This is a genomic window from Lentzea sp. NPDC059081, from assembly GCF_042738015.1.
Lineage (GTDB): Bacteria > Actinomycetota > Actinomycetes > Mycobacteriales > Pseudonocardiaceae > Lentzea.
On record NZ_JBHYGW010000021.1, the window covers coordinates 29957 to 50983 of the forward strand.

At 70.9% G+C, this 21027-nt stretch carries 21 protein-coding genes; 8 read left to right on the forward strand and 13 right to left on the reverse strand.

The features are described from left to right. The 3 genes from ACFWV3_RS33765 to ACFWV3_RS33775 all read left to right on the forward strand — a co-directional run. On the forward strand, positions 1 to 464 hold a 464-nt coding region (locus tag ACFWV3_RS33765), incomplete at its 5' end, for a pentapeptide repeat-containing protein (protein ID WP_382417361.1). A gap of 115 nt (positions 465 to 579) precedes the next feature. Then, positions 580 to 963, forward strand: a complete 384-nt coding sequence (locus ACFWV3_RS33770) for a MarR family winged helix-turn-helix transcriptional regulator (protein ID WP_382417553.1) — start codon at positions 580 to 582, stop codon at positions 961 to 963. 7 nt (positions 964 to 970) lie between these two features. Continuing rightward, positions 971 to 1318: an MmcQ/YjbR family DNA-binding protein gene (locus ACFWV3_RS33775; protein ID WP_382417363.1), complete on the forward strand. Its 348-nt coding sequence runs from the start codon at positions 971 to 973 to the stop codon at positions 1316 to 1318. Here the strand turns inward: ACFWV3_RS33775 and ACFWV3_RS33780 are convergent. Next, positions 1315 to 1695 (reverse strand): VOC family protein, encoded by a 381-nt coding sequence (locus ACFWV3_RS33780; RefSeq protein ID WP_382417365.1) that lies wholly within the window; start codon positions 1693 to 1695, stop codon positions 1315 to 1317. The two genes, ACFWV3_RS33775 and ACFWV3_RS33780, sit on opposite strands and share 4 nt — an antisense overlap. Positions 1696 to 1751: 56 nt before the next feature. On the opposite strand from ACFWV3_RS33780, the gene ACFWV3_RS33785 reads away from it, so the two are divergent. After that, positions 1752 to 2144 carry a VOC family protein gene (locus ACFWV3_RS33785; protein WP_382417366.1) on the forward strand — a complete coding sequence of 131 codons (393 nt, stop codon included), beginning with the start codon at positions 1752 to 1754 and terminating at the stop codon, positions 2142 to 2144. Here the strand turns inward: ACFWV3_RS33785 and ACFWV3_RS33790 are convergent, their stop codons facing one another. The 3 genes from ACFWV3_RS33790 to ACFWV3_RS33800 are packed head-to-tail and all read right to left on the reverse strand — an operon-like array spanning position 2145 to position 6215. Then, complete coding sequence (locus tag ACFWV3_RS33790; protein ID WP_382417368.1) at positions 2145 to 3071, reverse strand: ABC transporter permease; 927 nt, start codon at positions 3069 to 3071, stop codon at positions 2145 to 2147. Beyond that, the gene (locus ACFWV3_RS33795; protein ID WP_382417370.1) at positions 3068 to 3376 is read right to left on the reverse strand and encodes a hypothetical protein; all 309 of its coding nucleotides are present in this window, start codon (positions 3374 to 3376) and stop codon (positions 3068 to 3070) included. Before ACFWV3_RS33795 ends, ACFWV3_RS33790 begins: the two co-directional genes overlap by 4 nt. Then, positions 3369 to 6215 (reverse strand): alpha/beta fold hydrolase, encoded by a 2847-nt coding sequence (locus ACFWV3_RS33800; protein WP_382417371.1) that lies wholly within the window; start codon positions 6213 to 6215, stop codon positions 3369 to 3371. Before ACFWV3_RS33800 ends, ACFWV3_RS33795 begins: the two co-directional genes overlap by 8 nt. Positions 6216 to 6573: 358 nt before the next feature. Between ACFWV3_RS33800 and ACFWV3_RS33805 the strand changes: the two genes are divergently transcribed. After that, positions 6574 to 7581: a TerC family protein gene (locus ACFWV3_RS33805; RefSeq protein WP_382417373.1), complete on the forward strand. Its 1008-nt coding sequence runs from the start codon at positions 6574 to 6576 to the stop codon at positions 7579 to 7581. Here ACFWV3_RS33805 and ACFWV3_RS33810 read toward each other — a convergent pair. Further along, positions 7578 to 8780: an amidohydrolase family protein gene (locus ACFWV3_RS33810; protein WP_382417375.1), complete on the reverse strand. Its 1203-nt coding sequence runs from the start codon at positions 8778 to 8780 to the stop codon at positions 7578 to 7580. The genes ACFWV3_RS33805 and ACFWV3_RS33810 overlap by 4 nt on opposite strands. 89 nt (positions 8781 to 8869) lie before the next feature. Here ACFWV3_RS33810 and ACFWV3_RS33815 point away from each other — a divergent pair, with 89 nt between their 5' ends. Next, positions 8870 to 10729 carry a S9 family peptidase gene (locus ACFWV3_RS33815; RefSeq protein ID WP_382417377.1) on the forward strand — a complete coding sequence of 620 codons (1860 nt, stop codon included), beginning with the start codon at positions 8870 to 8872 and terminating at the stop codon, positions 10727 to 10729. Positions 10730 to 10760: 31 nt separating this feature from the next. Here ACFWV3_RS33815 and ACFWV3_RS33820 read toward each other — a convergent pair whose 3' ends face one another. Further along, entirely contained in the window at positions 10761 to 11417 is a 657-nt protein-coding gene (locus ACFWV3_RS33820; protein WP_382417379.1) for an RES family NAD+ phosphorylase, read from the reverse strand. Between the two features lie 28 nt (positions 11418 to 11445). After that, a complete protein-coding gene (locus tag ACFWV3_RS33825) occupies positions 11446 to 12030 on the reverse strand; it encodes a DNA-binding protein (protein ID WP_382417381.1) in 585 nt (194 codons plus the stop codon). 156 nt (positions 12031 to 12186) lie between these two features. Between ACFWV3_RS33825 and ACFWV3_RS33830 the strand changes: the two genes are divergently transcribed. Continuing rightward, positions 12187 to 13356: a glycosyltransferase 87 family protein gene (locus ACFWV3_RS33830; RefSeq protein ID WP_382417383.1), complete on the forward strand. Its 1170-nt coding sequence runs from the start codon at positions 12187 to 12189 to the stop codon at positions 13354 to 13356. Here ACFWV3_RS33830 and ACFWV3_RS33835 read toward each other — a convergent pair. Beyond that, complete coding sequence (locus ACFWV3_RS33835) at positions 13298 to 13843, reverse strand: HdeD family acid-resistance protein (RefSeq protein ID WP_382417385.1); 546 nt, start codon at positions 13841 to 13843, stop codon at positions 13298 to 13300. The genes ACFWV3_RS33830 and ACFWV3_RS33835 overlap by 59 nt on opposite strands. Positions 13844 to 13896: 53 nt before the next feature. Between ACFWV3_RS33835 and ACFWV3_RS33840 the strand changes: the two genes are divergently transcribed. Beyond that, positions 13897 to 14418, forward strand: coding sequence for a hypothetical protein (locus ACFWV3_RS33840; RefSeq protein WP_382417386.1), 522 nt, complete (start codon positions 13897 to 13899; stop codon positions 14416 to 14418). On the opposite strand, the gene ACFWV3_RS33845 is transcribed toward ACFWV3_RS33840, so the two are convergent. The 5 genes from ACFWV3_RS33845 to ACFWV3_RS33865 form a co-directional block, all read right to left on the reverse strand. Beyond that, complete coding sequence (locus tag ACFWV3_RS33845) at positions 14415 to 15308, reverse strand: hypothetical protein (protein ID WP_382417388.1); 894 nt, start codon at positions 15306 to 15308, stop codon at positions 14415 to 14417. The genes ACFWV3_RS33840 and ACFWV3_RS33845 overlap by 4 nt on opposite strands. A gap of 139 nt (positions 15309 to 15447) precedes the next feature. Then, positions 15448 to 15891 (reverse strand): hypothetical protein, encoded by a 444-nt coding sequence (locus ACFWV3_RS33850; protein WP_382417389.1) that lies wholly within the window; start codon positions 15889 to 15891, stop codon positions 15448 to 15450. A 36-nt stretch (positions 15892 to 15927) separates the two neighbouring features. Beyond that, entirely contained in the window at positions 15928 to 16398 is a 471-nt protein-coding gene (locus ACFWV3_RS33855) for a hypothetical protein (RefSeq protein ID WP_382417391.1), read from the reverse strand. Further along, on the reverse strand, positions 16370 to 20683 hold the full coding sequence (locus ACFWV3_RS33860) for a hypothetical protein (RefSeq protein ID WP_382417393.1): 4314 nt from the start codon (positions 20681 to 20683) through the stop codon (positions 16370 to 16372). The genes ACFWV3_RS33855 and ACFWV3_RS33860 overlap by 29 nt, the downstream gene beginning before the upstream one ends. After that, positions 20683 to 20988 (reverse strand): type VII secretion target, encoded by a 306-nt coding sequence (locus ACFWV3_RS33865; RefSeq protein ID WP_382417395.1) that lies wholly within the window; start codon positions 20986 to 20988, stop codon positions 20683 to 20685. The genes ACFWV3_RS33860 and ACFWV3_RS33865 overlap by 1 nt, the downstream gene beginning before the upstream one ends. Between the last annotated feature and the right edge of the window lie 39 nt (positions 20989 to 21027).

Consider the following 21027-nt stretch of genomic DNA (forward strand, 5'->3'; position numbering starts at 1 on the left):
ACCGTGCCCGGCTCGACCGTGCCCGGCTCGACCGTGCCCGGCTCGACCGTGCCCGGCTCGACCGTGCCCGGCTCGACCGTGCCCGGCTCGACCGTGCCCGGCTCGACCGTGCCCGGCTCGACCGTGCCCGGCTCGACCGTGCCCGGCTCGACCGTGCGCCGCGGCAGGCAGCACGGCCCGGCAGCACGGCCCGGCAGCACGGCCCGGCAGCACGGCCCGGCAGCACGGCCCGCCCCAGGTCCCCGAAACCACGTCCGAGCCTGTCGCTCTCACCCCCGGAGCACCCTCACCGCACCCTCGCCGAGGCCCTCGCTCCCGCCCTTTCGTCCTCGAACTCACCCCCAGCGGTGTTGCTCTCCGTGTGTCCTTTGTGTCATGTCTCGTTTTGTCTGTCGCTCACGGTGAGTTCCGCATGTGCGGTGAGTAGCAATTTTGTGCCTAAGCCCATGTTTTGCCGCTCGTAAATCCCCCTCTGGGGTGAGATGTCGGCTGACACCTTTCGTCACGGCGCAAGTTGGCCATGATCGCACGGTGGATGTGGACTCCCACCTCGCCGCGGTGGAGCAGGCGCTGATCGCTGTGCGGCGCAGTCAGTCACGTCGAGCGCTCGCTGAGCTTGCCGTACCGGCTTTTGACGTGTTGGACGTTGTCGAGGCCGCCGAGCGCGCCGGGGTCCAGGCGACTGTGTCCAGTGTGGCTTCGGCCCTGCACGTCGACCAGCCCCGTGCCAGCAAGCTCGTCACCAGTGCCGTGGACGCCGGGCTGGTGTCGCGGGTCGCCGACAAGGCGGACGGGAGGCGGGTGTTGCTCGTCCGGACCCCTCGGGGGCGGGCCACGTCGGCTGAGCTGCACCGGGCCCGGCAGGCCGCCTGCGCGACCGCCATGGCGGACTGGACCGAGGAGGAGCGCACGATGTTCGCCGGGTTGCTCACGCGTTTCGTCGCGGTCTTCGGCGGGCGATAATCCTGTTGTGACACTGGACGAGTTGATCGCCTACTGCGCCGGCAAGCCCGGGGCGGAGGAGACGTACCCGTGGGGCGACGCCGAGCTGGTGTGCAAGGTGGGTGGCAAGGCGTTCGCCTTCATCGGGCTCGACGCACACACCGTCGGGGTCAAGTGCGGCGCCGACGCCGAGGCCGCCGCGCCGTGGCGAGAACGCTTTCCCGATGACGTCTCGGTCAGCGGGTACATCGGGCGGTACGGGTGGAACACGGTCGCCCTCAAGGGATCCGTGCCGGACGACGACCTCCTGGAGCTGGTCGACGGGTCCTACGAGGCCGTCGTCGCACGGCTGCCCAAGCGCAAGCGGCCCGCCTAGCGCTCGTCCGGCTGCAGGATGCCGAAGATGTTGCCCTCGGTGTCCCTGTAGTAGGCGAGGAGGCCGACGCCGGGCATCTTGTCCTTGGGCAGGGCCACGGTGCCGCCGTTGACCTCGATGGCCGCTATGGCGACGTCGATGTCGACCACGCTGATCGTCATCACGAAGCCGTTCACGGGTGCGTCGGGGGCCGGGTCGGGGCCCTGGCGCGGGAGCAGGCCGCCGTTCACGCCCGCCTGGTCGTCGTCGCCCGTCACGATCGTCCAGTAGGGGATGTCGCCCCACTGTTCGATCTTCCAGCCGAAGACCGACGTGTAGAAGTTCCGCGCTCGCTCGGGATCTGCGGCGTGGATCTCGAAGTGCACAGGACGTTGCATGGGGCGGGACGCTACTCCGGACAGTGGGTGTCCGCATTGGTCTCTACGGTTGCGCCATGGCTATCGGAATCCAGGTCACGATGGACGCGGCGGACCCCGGCAAGCTGGCCGCCTTCTGGGCGGAGGCGCTCGGGTACGTGGTGCAGCCGCCGCCTCCCGGCTTCGACTCGTGGGAGGACTTCGCCGTCAAGAACGGCATTCCCTTCGAGACGGTCAACGACTACTCGGCCATCGTCGACCCCGAGGGCAAGGGGCCGCGGTTCTTCTTCCAGCGCGTGCCCGAGGGCAAAACCGCGAAAAACCGCCTCCACCTCGACGTGAACGCCGGGCTGGAGGCGGTTGACCGGCTCGTCGGCCTCGGGGCGACCAGGGTCCAGGAGTTCCACGACTCCAAGGGGCACTGGGTCGTGATGCTCGACCCCGAGGGCAACGAGTTCTGCGTGCAGTAGCTAGCTCGTGATGTCCTTCGTCTTGAACTGGCGCGCGGCCAGCAGGGTGAAGACGCCGCCGAAGACGAGCGCGGAGAACGTCCCGCGGGCCATCTGCGACCAGTCGATGTCCGTCGAGAGCAGGTCGACCCACGCCATCGAGTAGTGCGTGGGCAGGTAGTTGCGCAGGTCCCCGAGCGGTTCGATCTGGTCGAGGATCTGCGACAGGATCGACACGAGCACCGTGCCGCCGACCGCGCCGAGGGGCGCGTCGGTGGTCACGGACAGGAACAGCGCCAGGCCCGCCACCCAGAACAGGTTGATGGCGATGTAGCAGACGGCCAGCCCCATCGCGAGCACGCCGTCGCCGAACGGGGCCGCCTCGCCCGTGGGGCTCACGACCTCACCCGCGCCGTACCAGAGCAGGCCCACGCCGAGCGCTACCGCGGGGAGCAGGGCGAGGGCGAAGAAGCTGAGGATGCCCGACGCGATCGCCTTCTGCCGCAACAGCCGGTGCCGCGGGATCGGGGCGGCCAGCAGGTACTTGAGGCTCGACCAGGACGCCTCGGACGCGATCGTGTCGCCGAAGAACAGCGCCACGATCATCGGCAGCAGGAAGCTGCCGCTCACGAACAGCGTCAGCACCACGAAGTTGATGCCGCTCGCGGTCGCGAGGTCCACGAACCCGCCGGAGCGGCGGTTCGGGTCGGACTGACCGATCTCGAAGCTCAGCGCGAGGATGAACGGCAGCAGCACCAGGAAGCCCAGCACGAGCTGGGTCCTGCGGCGGCGGATCTGCCGTTGCAGCTCCACGCGGATCGGGAGAGTGCGGCGCGCCTTATAGCCCACGGCCGACCCGTCCGGCGCCACCTCGGTGCGCTGGTGGGCCGCGGCGTCGGTGAGCTCGGTGATCGCGCCGGGGTCGGTGTGGACGCCGTGCTCGCTCATCGGTCCGCCTCCTGCCGGATCGGGGCCTTCGTGCGGTTCGGGTTCGCCGTGAGCACGGTTTTCACCGTGGGCGAAACCGGGGCCGCCGGGGGCTGTCCGGCGCCGGAACTGTCGGTGCCGGCTGGGATAATTGATTCAAGGGGTCCCCCTTCGCGCGCGGGCGACGTGCGCTCGCTCGGAGAGGGGACCTCTGCCTCGGCTCGGGCCAGCGCCTCGCCCAGGCCCGCGTCCTCGAGCGCGTCGAGTGCGGCGGGGTCCGGGGCGTCCGCCGTGGCGGACGCCGCTGCCATCAGGAAGTCATTCACCGACCAGCTCCAGGAACGCGTCTTCCAGCCTGCGGCGCGGACCCGCCTGGTCCACCGCCACGCCCGCGGCGACCAACGCCGTGAGTGCGGCGGCGCGCGGGACGCCGTTCATCGACGCGTGCACGGCGTCCTCGTCCTCGTGCACGTCGTGCACGCCTTCGAGGCCCCGCAGCACGTCGGCCGCCTTCGCCGGGGAGTCGACGCGGAACGTCGCCTCGCCACCGCCTGCCGCGATGTCACCGACCTCGCCCGCGGCGACGAGCCGGCCCTTGTGCATCACGACCACGTGCGAACAGGTCTGCTCCACCTCGGCCAGCAGGTGCGACGACACGACCACCGTGCGGCCCGCCGCGGCGTAGCGGCGCAGGACCTCGCGCATCTGGTGGATCTGGGGCGGGTCGAGACCGTTGGCCGGCTCGTCCAGGATCAGCAGGTCCGGCAGGCCCAGCATCGCCTGGGCGATCGCGAGCCGCTGCCGCATGCCCTGGCTGTACGTGCGCACCCGGCGGTGCACCGCGTTGCCGAGACCCGCGATCTCCAGCGCCTCCTCGACGTGCGCCTCCTCCAGCGGACGGCCGGTCGCCGCCCAGTAGAGCTTGAGGTTCGCGGCGCCCGAGAGGTGCGGCAGGAAGCCAGACCCCTCGACGAACGACCCGATGCGCGACAGCACGGGCGCGCCCGGCGTCACCTTGTGGCCGAAGACCCGGATGTTGCCCTCGGACGGGTGGATCAGGCCCATGACCATGCGCAGCGTCGTGGTCTTGCCGGCGCCGTTGGGGCCGAGGAGCCCCAGCACCATGCCGTGCTCCACGCGGAACGACAGGTCCTTCACCGCGGTCAGACCGCCGGGATAGGACTTGGTCAGGTTCGAGATGACCAGCGGGACACCCGCCAGCTCCGGGTCCGAGTCGTGCGCCATGCGGCGGCGGAACAGCGCGATCACGCCCGCGCCGATCAGCACCAGCAGGGAGATCGCGATGCCCCACAGGGCGCCCGTCGGGAAGCCCTCGGTCACGTTGCGGCCGGGCACCACGGGCACCGACAGCTCGTCGGAGGCCAGCGAGATCCGGTACGCGGCGGGCTGCTCGGCGTTCGCGAACGCCTGGTCCGTCGTCGACACGACCAGCGCCAGCTTGTGCTCCGCCTCGACCGGGCGCACCGCACCCGGCAGCGTCACCGTCACCTCGGCGGCCGAACCGTCCGGCGGCAGCGCCACGCGGAACGGGGCGACGGTCGAGCCCGGCAGCGTGCGCGTGCCGTCCGCGGAGACGTCGTAGAGCTTCGCGAACAGGATCGCCTCACCGGTGTTCTGGTCGCCGCGCGCGACCTTCAGCTTGACCGTCGACGACCCGGTCAGCAGCACCTGCGAGGTCAGTTCCTCGGACGTGAACACCGCGGCCTGGCCGGGCATGTCGAGCGAGAGCCGCGAGGAGATCGCGGACGAGCGCGACAGCGCGGAACCGAGGCCGGGCAGGTTGCTGATCGCCGCCGGGTTGCCGCCGGCCGGGTTCACCGCGACCTGCTCGCGCCCGCTGAGCTTCAGCGTCTTGCGCTCGGTGGCCGACCCCCCGGTGAGGCCGGGGTAGGCCGGTGCGACGACGGTGCGCAGCGAGGGCTGGCCGCTGGAGCGGAACGCGCCCTGCACCGTGTACTCGAAGCCGGTGCCGGGGTCGGTTCCCTTGCCGCGCAGGTGGAAGTCCATCCAGTCGGCGATCTCGCCGCGCAGCGCGGTGCCGGGGTTGCCGCCGTCGTGGCCGCCCGCGTACCAGACCATCTTCACCGGGCCGCCGGCCGCGGCGATCTGGCGCGCGGTCGCGTCGGACTGGTCGAGGCCGAACAGCGTGTCCGCCTCGCCCTGCACGAGCATCGTCGGCTGCTTGATCTGGTCGGTCACCGCGACCGGGGACGACTTGCGCAGCAGGTCGAGCGTCTGCTGCGACGCGCGGCCCGTCGTGGCGACCTCCGTGTAGGCGGCGCACACCTCGGGCGTGAAGCGGCCGCACGCGCCGAGAGACGGCGTGGGCGGCTGCAGGCCCTGGGCACCCGAGTTGCCACCCGGCTGCTGCTGCGGAGCCTGCACGGAGTTCTGGCTCGTCTCCCGCTGGCCCTGCTCGGGCGCCTCGCCGGTGGGCGACGACAGGTCGATCGACGTCATGCCCGCCGAGAAGAAGATGCCGGCCCACGACCGCTTGAAGACGCCGTCCTCGCCGAACGCCGTGGCGGACGGGGTGGCGTCCGCACGCGGCGTCGCGAGAGCCGAGTTCGGCAGCAGCGCCTGCGCGAGGTCGTTGTAGGTGATGACGGGCACGAGCGTGTCGACGCGCTTGTCGACGCCCGCGAGCAGCAACGACAGCGCGCCGCCGTACGACGCGCCGGTCACGCCGACCCGCGGGTCGCCGGCGCCGTCCTTCTGCACCTCGTCACGGGTGCCGAGGAAGTCGAGGAGCTTCTGCGCGTCGCGGACCTCGCGGTCGAGCGAGTTCAGCGCGATCTGGCCTGTGCTGCGACCGAAACCGCGCGCGGACCACGTCAGCACGACGAAGCCGCGGCGGGCGAACTCCTCGGCCTGCGTGTGCACGCTGCGGAGACTGCCGCCGAAGCCGTGCGCGAGCATGATCGCGGGCGCGGGCGTCTGCTGGGGGAGGTAGAGGCGTGTCTCGATCGTCACCGTCTGAGCGCTGTCAGGGCTCTCGGGTGCGTCGATGTTCGCTTCTTTGAAGGAAACGGCTACGGGGTCGTCTCCGGATCGAGTGAAGTACACGCCGCCTGCGACGACGGCGAGCACCACGATCAATGCGGGGATCGTCCACCTGCCGCGAAGGCGGGAGAGGCGGGACACAGCGATGACGATATGCGAGTTTTGCTGAGAACCGCCTGTCGGGATCCGGTCGCGGTCTCAGCATGTGTCGATCTTCAGCCGCGCTTCAGGTAGGGCGCGTCCGGCCTGGTGCGGCGCTTCCCTTATTCCCGTTGCGCCTGGTTGCGTGCGTCTGATCACCCCGTGTGGCGCAAACCGGGCAAGGTGGAGCACAATCATCCACGCAGCATGGAGGGGAGTACTCCCTAAGCGGCGGTGTCGTCAGTACGGAGCTCGGCGTGGAGCTCCCGGTGCCGTCGGTCGTTCGAGAGATCATCTCGGCGGCGGAGGAGACCTCCGGGTTCATTTGGCGTGCGCTGAGAATCCCGGAGGTTGGGTTGTGAACGTCCCCGCATGGTTGTGGATCGCGACGATCGGTGGTCTGCTCGTTCTGCTCGCTGTGGACCTCGTGATCGTCGATCGAAAGCCCCATGAGGTGACGATCGGTGAAGCCGCGCGCTGGGTGGTCTTCTACGTCGCGGTGGCCGCTCTCTTCGGTCTCGGTCTCTGGTACTTCTCCGGCGGGCAGTACGCCACGGAGTTCTTCGCCGGGTACATCACCGAGTATTCGCTGAGCGTCGACAACCTGTTCATCTTCCTGATCATCATGACGACGTTCAAGGTGCCCGCGATCCACCAGCACAAGGTGCTGCTGATCGGCATCCTGATCGCACTCGTCATGCGCGGCATCTTCATCGCGGCCGGCGCGGCGCTCATCAGCCAGTTCAGCTGGGTCTTCTTCCTCTTCGGCGCGTTCCTCATCTACACCGGCTGGCAGCTGGCGCGGGAGAACCACGACGAGGAGGAGGAGTACAAGGAGAACCTGATGCTCCGCGTGGTGCGCAAGGTCTTCCCGGTGACCGACGACTTCCACGGCTCCAAGTCGTTCATCAAGCTCGAGGGCAAGCGCTACGTGACCCCGATGTTCATCGTGATGGTCGCGATCGGCTCCACCGACCTGCTCTTCGCGCTCGACTCGATCCCCGCGATCTTCGGCCTCACCAAGGAGCCGTTCCTGGTGTTCACGGCCAACGCGTTCGCGCTGATGGGCCTGCGCCAGCTGTACTTCCTGCTCGGCGGCCTGCTGGAGAAGCTGGTCTACCTCTCGATCGGCCTGGCGGTGATCCTCGGCTTCATCGGCGTCAAGCTGATCCTGGAAGCCCTGCACACCAACAACCTGCCGTTCCTCAACGGCGGCGAGCCGTTCCACGTGCCGACCATCGGCATCGAGGTCTCGCTGTCGGTGATCGTCGGCGTGCTGGCGATCACGACGATCGCCAGCCTCCTCAAGGTGAAGCGCGACCCGGATGCCGTGAAGCACATCGGTGCCGACGCGCACCACGGCTAACCGACGGAGACGCCGTTCTGGTAGACGGCGCGGACGGCCTGCTTGAGCGTTCCGGCCTTCACGTGCTGCTCGGCGTCCCCCTCCACGAGCACGAGATCGGCGAGCTTGCCCGGTGCGAGCTCGCCGAGGTCGTTCTCCAGGCGCATCAGCCTGGCTGCGGACGTCGTGGTCGCGTAGATCGCCTCGGCGGGGGACATGCCGTACTCGGCCATCAGCGTGAGCTCGGTGAGGTTGTCGCCGTGCGGGCCGACGCCCGAGTCGGTACCCATCGCGATCTTCACCCCGGCCTGGTGAGCCTTCTGGAACGACTGGAAGTGCTGCGCGACAACGGTCTTCGCCTTCTCCAGCACGACGTCGGAGATCGCCGCGCCCGCCGCGGCCTGGTCGAGCACCATGCGCGGGGCCATCAGCGTCGGCACCAGCCACGTACCGTTCTTGATCATCTCCTCCACGCCCTCGTCGGTGAGGAAGACGCCGTGCTCGATGGACCGCACGCCGTTGCGCACGGCCGTGAGGATGCCGTCGCCGCTCATGGCGTGCGACATGACCGCGATGCCCGCGGCGTTGGCCTCCTGCACGATCATCGCGATCTCCTCGTCGCGGAAGTGCGCGTGCCGGGGGTTGCTGCGCGGCGACATCACGCCGCCGCTCGACGCGATCTTGATGATGTCGGCGCCGTGGCGGACGAGCGTGCGGATGACCTTGCGCAGCTCCTCCGGGCCGTCGGCGACGGTGTTGGGCAGGCCGGGGTGCAGCGGGGGCGAGATGTGCGCGCCGCACTGCATCCAGTCGTCGTTGTGGCCGCCGGTCTGCGAGACCATGTTGACCGCGATCTGCATGCGCGGGCCCTGGACCAGGCCGCGGCGCACCGCCTCGGCGACACCGAGGTCGGCGCCGAGCGCGTCGCGGACCGTGGTGATGCCGCACTGCAGGGTCGCCCGCATGTTCCCGATGGCCTCGTAGAACGGCAGCGAGAACGGCGTGGTCAGCGATCGCACCAGGTCGGCGCCGCTGAACATGAAGTGCACGTGGCAGTCGAACAGCCCCGGCAGGATCGTGTGGCCGGTCGCGTCGACCGCCGTGTCGCCGTCGAGTCCGGTGCCCACGTCGACGATGCGGTCGCCCTCGACCACCACGTCGCCGGGCTCCGTCGTCGAGCCGGTGAAGACCCTGCCCCCAGAGAACACGATGCGCGTCATACGCGGAAATCTATGCGGCGAGTCAATTTTTGTGATCGGTCAACAAACGACGCTGAGCCTTGCTAACAAGTTCTGTTAACGTCCTGGCCGTGCGCCCTGAAGACCTGCAGCTGCTCACCACACCCGGCTCCGTCGCCGTGTCCGGGGACTTGGTGCTGGTCAGCATCACCACGCCCGACCTCGACAAGAACACCTACCGGGGCGGTCTGCACCGGGTGTTCCCGGACGGCACGACAACGCCGTGGACACACGGTGATCGTGACAATGCACAGCGCATTTCTCCGGACGGCCGTCTGGTCGCGTTCTTGCGCGTCTCCGGAAAGTCGAAGCCGCAGCTCCACGTCGTCCCGGTGGACGGCGGCGAGCCCCGCAAGCTGACCGATCTGCCGCTGGGCGCCGGTGCGCCGGTGTGGTCGCCGGACTCGACGCGGCTCGCGTTCGTCGCCCGCGTGCCCGAGGAGGGCCGCTACGGCACGACCGACGACGGCCCCGAGGCCGAGGCGCCCCGCCGCATCACGCGCCTGGACTACCGCGTCGACGACGTCGGCTTCCTCGGCGACCGCCGCCCGCGCGTGCACGTCGTGGACCTGGACGGCGCCGTGACCGAGGTGACCGACGGCTCGTTCGACGTCTCCGACCCGGCCTGGCTCGACGACTCGACGCTGGTGCTCGTCGCGCCGCGCGACCTCGGCGCCGCCGAGACGCTGCACTCGGACCTGTACACGGTGCCCGCTTCCGGTGGCTCGCCGTCGGTGCTCGTGACCGGCGCGGGCGAGGTCGCGATGCCGTTCGTGGCGGACTCGTCGTTGTTCTGGCTGGGCACCGAGTTCACCGGGATCGACGGTGTGGCGCGCAACCTCGGCCTGTGGAAGGCGGCGCTGGACGGCTCCGGCGCGACCCGCCTCACCGACGTCGAAACCGTTGACGTGGAACGACTTTCCGGCCAACCCGTCGCCGACGACTCCGGCGTGCTGCTGGTCGTGCGCAACCGCGGCGCGCTGGAGCTGCGCCGGATCCCGTTCGACGGCGGCCCCGGCGAGGTGCTCGCGGGCGCCTCGGCCGCAGTGCGCTCGTTCGCCACCGACGGGTCCACTGTGGTCGCCGTCGTGTCCACTCCGGACAGCCCGGGCCAGGTCGAGCTCGTCGGAACCGGTGTGCGCACGTCGTTCTCGTCGGTCGAGGCACGGCGCGTGGTCGAGCTGACCGGTGAGGCCCCGGACGGCTACCCGGTGCACGGCTGGCTGGTGCTGCCGGAAGGCGAGGGCCCGCACCCCGTCGTGCTGGCGGTGCACGGCGGCCCGTTCATGTACCACGGCTGGGGCTTCTTCGACGAGGCCCAGGTCTACGCCACCGCCGGCTACGCCGTGGTGCTCCCGAACCCGCGCGGCTCGGCGGGCTACGGCCAGGCGCACGGCCAGGCGGTGATCGGCAAGTTCGGCACCGTCGACGTGGACGACGTGCTGTCGCTGCTGGACGTGGCACTGGCCCGCGAGGACACCGACGCCGACCGGGTCGGCGTGATGGGCGGCTCGTACGGCGGCTTCATGACGTCCTGGCTCTCGGCCCACCACGGCGAACGCTTCCGCGCGGCCTGGTCCGAGCGCGCCGTCAACGCCTGGGACTCGTTCTCCGGCTCGTCCGACATCGGCTACTTCTTCGCCGACGCCTACTGCGGCACCGACCCCGAGGCGCAGCGGACGATGTCCCCGCTGACCTACGCCGAGAAGATCAACCTGCCGTTCGCCGTCGTGCACTCCGAGCACGACTGGCGCTGTCCGCTGGAACAGGCGCAGCGCATGTTCGTCGCTTTGAAGCGGCGGGGTGTGGAGACGGAGATGCTGCTGTTCCCGGGTGAGGGGCACGAGCTGACGCGGACCGGGCAGCCGCGGCATCGCAGGCAGCGGTTCGACGCGGTGCTGGAGTGGTGGGGCCGCTACCTGAAGGCCTGACCGGGGGACGCAGGGGGCTGACGCGGCGGCGTCAGCCCAACAGCGTGTAGTTGAGCTCCTCGCACACGCGCGCCAAGGGCAGATCCAGCCCCGGATGGTCCAACGGCAGCAACACGTCCGGAGCCGCCGGCAACCCCGAAGCCCCAGGCGGGTCCCACAAACAGATCGCAGGGTCACCCGAGTCCATCGAAGACCGGTACCAAAGCCCGTCCAACTCCGGATAAGCCGCCCGAATCGCCCGAGACCAAGCCTGCGTCACGAGCTTCGGCCCGGTCGAGATCTCCTGCGACGCGCCGACACGTGTGGGCCACAACCCGCCGAGATCCAGCAGGCGCAGAGTGCGGCGCGGGCGCAGGACCACCAGAAAAGGCGAGCGGGTGCGGCGGTCCACGATCGACGTCGCCTGGAAGACCTCGGCGATCGACGTGCGGACGGAGAGGCCGAAGTACAGGACGCCGTTCTCGTGGTCCTGGGCCGGTGAGCCGTCGTCGGCCGGTTGTTGGGCGTCGAAGCGGGCGTGGGGGAGGGGGCCCGTGTAGCGGAACGTGTTCCAGCGCTGGGGGTGGGAGCCCTTGGCCGTGAAGACGCGTACCAGGCGGGTTGCCCGGTGCACTGCCACCACGTCTTCTGTTCGGCGCAGCTGTGCTTGGAGCACGGCAGGGGCAGGCGGCTGTGGAAGCCGTGACATTCGGGTCCTGTCGGGTGTTCGGGAACGCTCAGGCGGGTGTGCCGAGCACGGAGGCCAGGTCGGCCACGCGGCGCGGGTCTCCTCCTGCGAGGAGCCACTCGCGGGGGGTGGCGGGCTTGCCGTCGACCAGCAGGTCCTCCTGGAGCTTCGTCATGAACGCGGCCACGACCAGGGCGGGCTGGTCGGCCGGGATGGTGGCCAGCACGGTCTCGAGGCCGGGGAGCACGCCGGTGCCCGCGAACTGCCACGCGGGCAGGCGCCAGCTGCCCCTGTCCTTCCAGCCGACGAGCCTGCCCACGCCCAGGCGGTGGCGGATGCGGCTGGTGTCGACCTGGAGCTGGCGGGCGGCCTCGTTCACGGTCAGGGCGGAGTCGCGCAGGACGGCGTGGGCCACGACCGTGCGGGTGCGGGGCTTCGAGTCGGCCGGTCCCGCGGGGGAGAGGTCCAGGCCGACGTCCTTCAGCGCCGTCTGCTGGTCCGGCGTGAAGTACGTGGCCGGTTCCGGGTGCGGTGGAGCCAGCCTTCGTGCCGCGTCGGACACGAGGGCCAGGAACTCGTCGGGACTCACCTGCAGGCCGGCCTTGGCCAGCACCGTCTCCAGTGCGGGACTCATGCGCACAGAATATCCCGTGCGTGCGCTTTTGTGCGCCCTACGAACGGTCTAAGGCCGTAAGTTCCACTTTGCGCGGTCACCCGGCGACGCTACGTGAGATTCACCGGTCCGCAACGGTGACGTGGGCCTCAACCGGCACACCGATACCATTTCCCGATGCAGCTGGACCGCTCCGCCAAGCGGGTCGTGGTGGCGTGGGGCGCCGTCATGGTCGCCACACTCGCCTACGTCACGATCCGCCCGCCGGGGTGGTCGCTGGACCTGCGCGTCTACCGCAACGGCGGCGCGGCGTTCCTCCAGGACCTGCCCCTCTACGTCGAGGGCTTCGCCAAACCGCTCGGCGGGCCCGACCTGCCCTTCACCTACCCGCCGATCGCCGCGGTGCTGTTCTCGCTGCTCGCGATCGTGCCGCTGGGTGTCGCGATCTTCGCGGTGGCGGCGGCGAACCTCGTCATGCTCACCGGGCTCTGCCTGATCGCGGCACAGCGCGTGGTCGGGTGGGGGCCGGACGCCGTCAAGTGGGGGCTGGGCGCCGCGGCGGTGTCGTCGATCTTCGATCCGCTGCGCGAGACGCTGTGGTTCGGGCAGATCAACCTGCTGCTCGGCCTGCTCGTGATGGCCGACTGCCTGCTCGAACGCACGCGGTGGTGGCCGCGAGGCGCGCTCATCGGGCTTGCGGCGGCTATCAAGCTGACGCCCGCGTTCTTCGCGTTGTACTTCGTGGCGCGACGGCAGTGGAAGCCCGTGTTCGTGTCCATCGGCTCGTTCTTCTTCTTCGGACTGGTGGGGTTCCTCGTCTCGTTCGGTGACGCGAAGGAGTACTGGACGCACGCGCTGCTCGATCCGGGCCGTGTCGGACGCCTGACGTACGCGTCGAACCAGGCGGTGCGCGGCACGTTGGCGCGCTTCGGGCTGGAGAACGGCGCTCAGGTCGCCGTGTGGCTCGTGGTGTCGCTTCTCGTCGTGGCAGCGGTGTGGTGGCTGGCGTCGCGTCTCGGGGACGTGGAGGCGTTCTTCGTCGTGGCGATCGGTGGCCTGCTGATCTCACCCGTGTCGTGGGGGCACCACTGGGTGTGGATCGCGCCCGCGCTCGTGTTGCTCGCACGGCCCGCGCTGCGCCGTCACTGGGCGCCGTGGGCGATCGTGGCGGTGTTCGCGGTGGGGCCGCACTGGCTGTTCCCGCGCGACAACGACGTCGAACGCGACTGGGCCTGGTGGCAGCAGGTGGTCGGCAACCTCTACGTGTTCGTCGGGATCGCCGTGCTGGTCACACTCGGTGTGCTGGCCGTGCGAGACCGCCGTCGAGCCGCTTCAACCGCAGGCTGAACAGCACGAGCACCACACCCCACAGGATCGCGAACGCGCCGATGGTGATCACGAACGCCAGCGCGCCCGCGGCCGGGTTCAGCACGAGGATCACGCCGAGCAGCACGGTCAGCACGCCCGTCACGACGTAGAACCACTCGTTGCGCATCACCTTGCGCAGGCGGATGGCGTCGACGATCTGCAGCACGCCGGCGACCAGTGCCCAGACCGCTATCAGGAGCAGCAGCGCGCTCGCCGTGATGCCCGGCCAGAACAATGCGACCAAGCCCGTGACCAGGCCCAGCACGCCGACGAGCCCGAGCGCCCAGCGCGCGGGCCACTCCTGGTGGGCGAAGGTCAGGTACAGCATCATCGCGCCGTCGAAGAACACGTAGGCGCCCCACAGGATGATCAGGGCGATGAGGGTGAGGCCCGGCCAGACGAGGGCGGCCACACCGAACAGGACAGCGAACACTCCGCGCACCGTGAAGAGCCACCACCGTTGCATGGCCAGGATGGTCTCGGCTGTTCGTCGGCGCGGCAACCTGAGACCCTCTTCCGGTGCTGATCCGACTGGCTGACTGGGACCGGATCCGGTCCGGCGAGGTCACGCTGCAGTTCCGGCGGTGGAAGAGACCGACGGTGCGTGCCGGCGGGACGTTGCGGACGTCGCAGGGCGTCCTGGCGATCGACGAGGTGGAGGTCGTGTCGCGGGTGAGCCGCGCGGAGGCGATCGCGGCCGGCTATCCGACGGCGAAGGCCCTGATGTCCTTCATGGAGGGACGCGAGGGCCGGATCTACCGCATCCGCCTGCGTTTCATCGGTGAGGACCCGCGCGCCGAGCTGCGTTCGTCGTCCTATGTGGACGGACTGGAGCTGCCGGAGCCGGCGATCGCGCTGCTGCGGCTGATCGCGGCGAACCCCGGGGTGCGCGCGGCCGACCTCGCCGAGTCCGTCGGGCGCGAGAAGCTGCCGTTCAAGGCGGACGTCCGCAAGCTCAAAGCGAAGGGGCTGACGGAGTCGCTGCGGGTGGGGTACCGCCTCTCCCCGCGAGGAGAGGCGTACCTCAAGACCCTGGACTAACCCTGCCCGGTGATCAGCGCAACCGCGCGGTCCTGCGTCTGCTCCGGGACCTCCGCGACCTGGAAACCGCGCGCCACCGCGTGCGCCACCAGCTCGGGCTCCGGCGGCAGGCCGTACTTGCGCAGATAGTGCGGCACGGCGCCCGCCCAGATCCAGGTGCCGTCCGTGCGGAAGTTCAGCGGCACGTCCTGCTCACCGCTCTGCGAGAACTCGTCGAGGTCGTAGCTGCGCGCGGCGAGCACGACCGGCGCCGACTCGAGGTAGGCGAGCAGGTTCTCGACCATCTGCGGGTCGACCGGCTGCCGGTTGACGACGATCCGCCCGTCGTCGTTCTTGCCGTCGTACACGCGGGCCGTGCGCAGCTCGCCCGGCGCGGCCGGAGCCGCCTGACCCGGCTGCTGCGGCGGAACCTGGTACTCCTGCTGGGGTTCCGGCTCCGGCGCCGGCAGCGGCGGCAGGCCGACGCGCTGGCGCCACCAGTCCGGGATCAGCCGGTCCGGCCGCGGGAACGTCTGCAGCTCGTCGCGGAACCCGATGGGCGGCGGCGCGTTGCGCCAGCGCGGCTCGTCCTCCGCGTTGAAGTCGACCGTGAACGCGGCCGGCGCCTCGATCTCGTACAGCGCGTTCAGCCACGTGCCTCGGTCAGGGTGGTACATGCCGCCGCGCAGCTGCCCGAACATCTGCACGACCTCCATCGGAGGCCGCACCGGCCGGAACTGGCCGTCGGGCCCGGCGAACGCCAGGTCGACCTCGATGTGCCTGCCCGCCGCGCGGTACTCGGCCCGGATGCGCTGCCAGCCCTGCGGTACGGCCGGCAGCATGGCACGGCCGATCTGCCGCACCAGCAGCTGCTGGTCCTGCTCGCTCAGCGGTGTCGCCGGCTGGCTCATGATGGTCCTCGCCCCTCTCCCCGTGAAACCCCGCTGATCTTATCGGGCGTCCGCCGCACGCGCGGGGCGGTCGCGTCGAAGGGTGCGGGAGTGCTACTCAGAGTGGAGTTCCGGGTGGAACTCCGGGCGTGCGAACGGGTCACGAGGCGCCTTGCGCCAGCCCCTCGCGGTACCAGTCGGGCTGGTGCGACTCGACGCGCGGGAACCGCTCCTGCTCGATCTCGTACTGGTCGCGGCCGATCCCGCCGGAGAACTCCGGCTTGCGGTCCCAGTTGAACTTGACCGAGAACTTGTCGGGCTTCTCGAGCTTGTACTGCGCGCCGAACCAGGTGCCCTCGCCCTCGGCGTACATGCCGCCGCGGAGGTCCTGGAAGCGGTGCCACGTCTCGAGCGGCGGGTCCCAGTCGCGCATGATCCCGTCGCCGCGGACGAGTCCCACGCGGCCGTCGCTGTGCCTGCCGACGACGCGGTACTCGATCTGCACCCGCTCCCAGTCCTGCGGCAGCGCCTCGAGCAGCATCACCGTGAGCCGGTCGAGCACGTCCTTCTGCCCGGCGGGGTCGAGCGTCGGCCATCCGGTCATCGCGTTCCGGTCCTCCTCCGAGTCGGTCGCCCGACCCTATCGTCCGTCCGGCGGACCGGCGGCGTCCGCCTCGGCGGCGGCCAGTTCGACCTGCTCCCGCAGCCAGGCGGGGACGTGCTCGTCGTCGCGCGGGAAGAACTCCAGGTCGCGCACGTACGAGTACGGGTGCGGCCAGGCTCCCGGCCACTCCGGCTTCTCGTCGTAGTTCAGCCGCACGTCCGGCTCGGCGCCGTCTTTCAGCGTGATCGTGGCGGAGAACCACGTCCCCCGCCCCGGCTCGTAGCAGGCACCGCGGAACTGGTCGAGCTTCGTCGCGAAGGTGTCGGACACCGCGTAGGACCTGCGGGTGCCGTCCTTCTTGACCGCGGCGACCGTCGACGAGTCGGTCAGCACCGTCGCCTGCACCGAGAACCGCACGGTCTCCCAGTTCAGCGGTGCGGACAGCTCCAGGATCTCGAGGAGCTCGGCCAGCAGCGGCTCAGCCGCCGTAGGGAGTCTTGGGTCCATAGTTGGCGTTCTCCGGAACGTTCTTGAAGGTCTTCCTGATCACCTCGGACGACGCGACCGTACCGTCGGCGTTGTAGGTCACCTTGGTGTAGCGCATCTCGACCGTCTCGGGCAGGCCGTCCTCCCGGCGCGTCATCCGCACCTGGTAGTCGGCGACCGCCTGGTTCGGCTGGCGCGCGAACTTGGCCAGGTCGGCCTCCTCGGCGCGCCACGAGGCGGCGTTGCTGAACCCGTCCCTGTTGTGGCCCGAGTTCGACGCGTTCATCTGGCCGAACATGTTGATGTACTCGCCGGGGCCGCCGGCCTCGTTCGCGACGATGTGGCCGCCGGCCCACTTCACGTTCTCGTACTCGGTGCCCTCGTAGGCGGCCTTGCCCTCGCCCCCGGCACGGCCCTGGGCGCTGTAGTCGCCCGAGTCGTCGCGGAGGTTGCTGTCGGACTTGCCGTAGGTCGGCGTGCCGGACACGGAGTCGGTCTGGCCGTGCTCGTTGGTGTGGAAGTCCCACTGGTCGTTGACGCGGTACTGCACGTCGCCCATCAGCGGGTAGTCGAGGTCCGGGTTGAAGCCGTGCACGCCGTCCGCGGCACCGGACTTCGAGCCCGATGTCGCCTCGACCCACTTCACGTTGCCGTCGGCGTCGGTGAAGAACGTCGTGCGCGTCCCGTTCGGGTTGCTGACGTTGAACTGGGTGTTCGGCGGCAGGCTGGTGTGGTCCGGCGGTGTCGTGTGGCCGCGCAGCGGCTCCGGCACGGTCGGCACGTCCTCGACGGCCCTGGGCGGACCGGCGGCGTCGCGGACGCGGTCGCGCGCCGGTGCGTCGACGTCGCGCGGCGAACCCAGGTCGTCCGGCGGGTTCGGGTCGCGGTGGTAGTGCGAGTTGTTCGGGTCGCCGTGACCGGGCCGGTCGTAGTCGACGAACCTCTCGTCGAAGTCCGCGGCCGTCTCGTCGATCCGGTCGCGGTTGGGCGGAGGGTCGTAGACGGGCTGGTTGGGATCCGCCGCGCGGTCACGGGCGTCGGTCGGGTCGAGGTCCGAGTCGTGCTCGTGCGAGCCGGGCGCGAAGCCGTCGTCGCTCGCCCTGGTGCGGGAGCCGTCCGGGTGGTGGGTCTCCCACTCGCCGTTCGGGGGGATCCGCGGTTCGCGGGTGCCATCGGGACGGATCTCGGCGTCGCTCGAGAAGACACGGCCGTGGCTGTCGGTCCAGGCGGGCCTGGTCGGCGCCACGACGGGGGCGTCGAGGTGCCGCGACAACTGCTGGGCGAAGTCGTTGCTGCCGGCGTCGCACCCGATCAGGCGAACGGGACGGCTGCCGTCGTAGCCGCCGCGCCGCAGCATGTCGGCGTACTCGGCGGGCGTGTAGTCGTGACCACCGATGCGCGCGTGGCCGTCGGGCGTGATGTGGACGTCCGCCGTGAAGAAGCGCGGGTCGTTCGGCACGCGGTGGGGCAGGTCGCCCATGTCGCCGTCGCCGCCGTGGTGGGAGATCCCGGCGGGGGTGGGCTCGGCGTGCCTGGCGTGCGCGTCCTCGGGGCTCGGACGGTCGGCGGGCGGCGCGTCGTGGGTGTTCGGCGCGTCCGGGTCGCCGTCGTGCGGGCGGTCCGGGTCGTGGGGGCGGTCGGTGTCGTGCGGACGGTCGGCGTCCGGGCCGTGGTGGGGAGCGTCGGGGCTGTGCGGGGCGTCCGGGCTGTGGGGCGTGCCGGGACCGTTCGGGTTGTGGGGAGCACTGGGCTGGTGCGGGATCGCGGACTCGGGACGGGTGGCGTCCGGAGCGCGGTGCGGGGCCTGGGACGTGTCGGTGCCGCGCGGGCGGGCGCCGTCCGGGGTCTGCGGGCGCGAGCCGTCGGGGCGTGCGCCGTCGGGTCGGGTGCTGTCCGGGCGGTTGCCGGGACCGCTGCCGTCGGGGCGGTGGGGAGCGTCGGGACGCGACGGCGAGCCGGGGCCGCCGTGGGGCGCGTCCGGACGGGACGGTCCGTTGGGACCGCCGAAGGGGCCGTCGGGGCGTCCGCCGTGGGGCGTGCCGGGGCCGCCCTGCGGACCGTTCGGGCGCGACGACGGCGCGTCGGGACGGGACGGGGCGTTCGGGCCGCCGTGCGGTGCGTCCGGACGGCCGGAGGGACCGCCGTGGGGCGTGGTGGGGCCGCCGAAGGGACCGTTGGGACGGCCTTGCGGGGCGTCCGGGCGCGCGGACGGGGTGGTGGGGCTGTGCGGTGCGTTCGGGGCCGTCGGTGCGGCCGACTGCGGGCGCATCGGGGCGTCGCCGCGCGGTGCGTTCGGCCCGCCTGCCGACGGGGCGTGCGACGGCCCGGCGGGAGGCATGTTCGGGGACGACGGAGCGTTCGGCGCCGACGGTGCGTGCGGAGTCGCGGCCGACGGCGTGGTGGCGCGGCTCGGGGGAGTCGCTTCGGGACGGCCCGCGTTCGGGGACGACGGGCTGGTGGTGTGCGGGGCGCTCGCCGACGGGCTCGTGGCCGACGGGCTGTGCGGAGCGTTCGCCGACGGGCTGTGCGGGACGCCACCGGACGGGGCGCCGCCGGACGGGCCGTGCGGAACGCCACCGGATGGGGCACCGCCGGACGGGCTGTGCGGCATGCCGCCCGAGGGCATCCCGCCGGACGGCGCCGGCGGGGCCGACGGTGCGGACGGCATCGAGCTCGGGCGGGACGGGGCGTCGGCGCGGGAGGCCGACGTCGACAGGTCGGGGGACCGCGGCGCGGGAGCGCTCGACCCCAGGTCACCACGGCTGCCCGGCGTGCCGGTCCAGCCCTGGCCGCCGGTGGATGGACGGCCGGCCGCCGGAGACGACGGGGCGTTGCCGCCGGCGTTCGGAGCGCCGCCGCCCATCGGCGCCGCCTGGGACGGCGCGGTCGACGGCGAGCTGTCGGGGGTGCGTGACGGGGCGTGCGGGACGTCCGGACGCGCGGGGGCCTCCGGAGGTGCGACCGACGACTGGACCGTCTGACCCGTGTTGCGCGGGGCCGGCGCGTCGGGCGCCGAAGGGGCTGACGGCGACGACGCGCTGTGCGGGGCGCCGGACGGGGACGACGGGGAGCTGTCCGGCGTGCGGGCGACCGAGGGCGCCGAGGAGGAGTCGGGGGCCCGCGACGGCACGTCCGGGGACGAGCTGTCCGGGGCCCGCGACGGCGTCGGCGAGTCCGGTGTTGACGGGCTGTCGGGCGCGCGCGACGGCGACGGCGACGGTGCCGATGAAGGCGCCGACGAGTCCGGCACGCGGGAAGGTGCGTCCGGCGTCGACGAAGTGGAAGGCGACGACGAGGACGGCGAAGAAGGCGAACTGTCCGGAGTGGACGAAGGCGACGACGGTGACGACGGCGAACTGTCCGGAGAGGACGGTGACGACGGCGAGCTGTCCGGCGACCGCGTGGACGACGGCGCGCCGTGGCTGCCGGACGGCGTGAGGTCCGCGGCGTCGGGGCGGTGGAAGAACCCGCCCGGCTTGATGGACTTCGTGGAGATCACGTCGAGGCCGGTCACCTTGCCGACCAGCTTGCCGATCACCTTCATGATCTTGGTGAAGATCTCGACGAGACGGCCCAGCAGCGGCGAGACCTTCTTGATGGTCTTGATGAGCTTCTGGATCAGCTCACCGATGCGGGTGGCCCACTTCGAGATCGCGGTCACGGCCTGCGCCACGATCACCGGCGTGCCGAAGCCGAGCGTGAACACGGCCTCCAGCACCCACGTGATCAGCTTCGCGACCAGGTCGGCGATCAGGTCGCGCACCATCTCGCGCACGAACCCGACGACCATGCCCATCACGCCGACCACGGTGCCGACCGAACCCGCGGTGGAGGCCGCGCCGGACAACGCGTCCAGCTGCTCGCCCGCCGACTTGCGGTAGGCGTCACCGGCGGCACCGGTCCACGACGCGGTGGCGTCGACCGCCGCCTTGTAGTCGCCGGCGATCTTGCCCAGCTCCGCGGAGACGTTGCCCCACGTCGTGGAGTACGACTGGATCACCGGCGGGTCGCCCGCCAGCCAGTCCAGCGCCTCCTTCAACGGCTGCATGTGCTCCATCAGGAACGACGCCGCGGACGACAGCAGCGTGCCGAACGGGTCGATCGCCATCGACGCCGCGTCGGCGACGAGACCCACGACGCCGAGGCCGCCCTCGATCCAGCTGCCCTCGGAGATGCCCTTGTACGCGTCCACCGCGGAGTCGGCGATGGAGAAACCGGTCGCCCAGCCGTTGTCACCGGTGCCGGCGTTGAAGAAGCCGGACGGCTCCGCGGGCGCCTGAGCCACCAACGGGTTCGGTGTGGACATCAGAAGCCCTTCAGAGCGTTGGCGATCTGGTCCTCGACCGCCTGGTAGTGCTTGGCGGTCTCGGTGACCTTCTTCGAGGTCGCGTCCATCGCGTCGGCCACGCCCTTGAGCGCGTTCATGCCCCACTGCTCGACGGGGTCGAGCAGCATCCGGAACGGCTGGCAGATGATCCCGTACGCGTCGGTCGGCATCGACACGGTGTTCGCCGCGTCCACTGCTCCCTGCAACCGCCCGTGCAGGCCTTCCAGAGCCTTGGCGTGCGCTTCCAGCACGTCCGAGGTGACTTCGAAACCACCGGAAGTCATCGAACCCCCTCAAGTTCGGGCAGTGGAACAGGACGATCA

Bases quoted from the DNA above. Each gene is read 5' to 3' on its own strand.
- ACFWV3_RS33780 (WP_382417365.1), bottom strand. From the start codon at position 1,695: ATGCAACGTCCTGTGCACTTCGAGATCCACGCCGCAGATCCCGAGCGA.
- ACFWV3_RS33785 (WP_382417366.1), top strand. From the start codon at position 1,752: ATGGCTATCGGAATCCAGGTCACGATGGACGCGGCGGACCCCGGCAAG.
- ACFWV3_RS33790 (WP_382417368.1), bottom strand. From the start codon at position 3,071: ATGAGCGAGCACGGCGTCCACACCGACCCCGGCGCGATCACCGAGCTC.
- ACFWV3_RS33810 (WP_382417375.1), bottom strand. From the start codon at position 8,780: ATGACGCGCATCGTGTTCTCTGGGGGCAGGGTCTTCACCGGCTCGACG.
- ACFWV3_RS33820 (WP_382417379.1), bottom strand. From the start codon at position 11,417: ATGTCACGGCTTCCACAGCCGCCTGCCCCTGCCGTGCTCCAAGCACAG.
- ACFWV3_RS33825 (WP_382417381.1), bottom strand. From the start codon at position 12,030: ATGAGTCCCGCACTGGAGACGGTGCTGGCCAAGGCCGGCCTGCAGGTG.
- ACFWV3_RS33830 (WP_382417383.1), top strand. From the start codon at position 12,187: ATGCAGCTGGACCGCTCCGCCAAGCGGGTCGTGGTGGCGTGGGGCGCC.
- ACFWV3_RS33835 (WP_382417385.1), bottom strand. From the start codon at position 13,843: ATGCAACGGTGGTGGCTCTTCACGGTGCGCGGAGTGTTCGCTGTCCTG.
- ACFWV3_RS33845 (WP_382417388.1), bottom strand. From the start codon at position 15,308: ATGAGCCAGCCGGCGACACCGCTGAGCGAGCAGGACCAGCAGCTGCTG.
- ACFWV3_RS33850 (WP_382417389.1), bottom strand. From the start codon at position 15,891: ATGACCGGATGGCCGACGCTCGACCCCGCCGGGCAGAAGGACGTGCTC.
- ACFWV3_RS33855 (WP_382417391.1), bottom strand. From the start codon at position 16,398: ATGGACCCAAGACTCCCTACGGCGGCTGAGCCGCTGCTGGCCGAGCTC.
- ACFWV3_RS33860 (WP_382417393.1), bottom strand. From the start codon at position 20,683: ATGTCCACACCGAACCCGTTGGTGGCTCAGGCGCCCGCGGAGCCGTCC.
- ACFWV3_RS33865 (WP_382417395.1), bottom strand. From the start codon at position 20,988: ATGACTTCCGGTGGTTTCGAAGTCACCTCGGACGTGCTGGAAGCGCAC.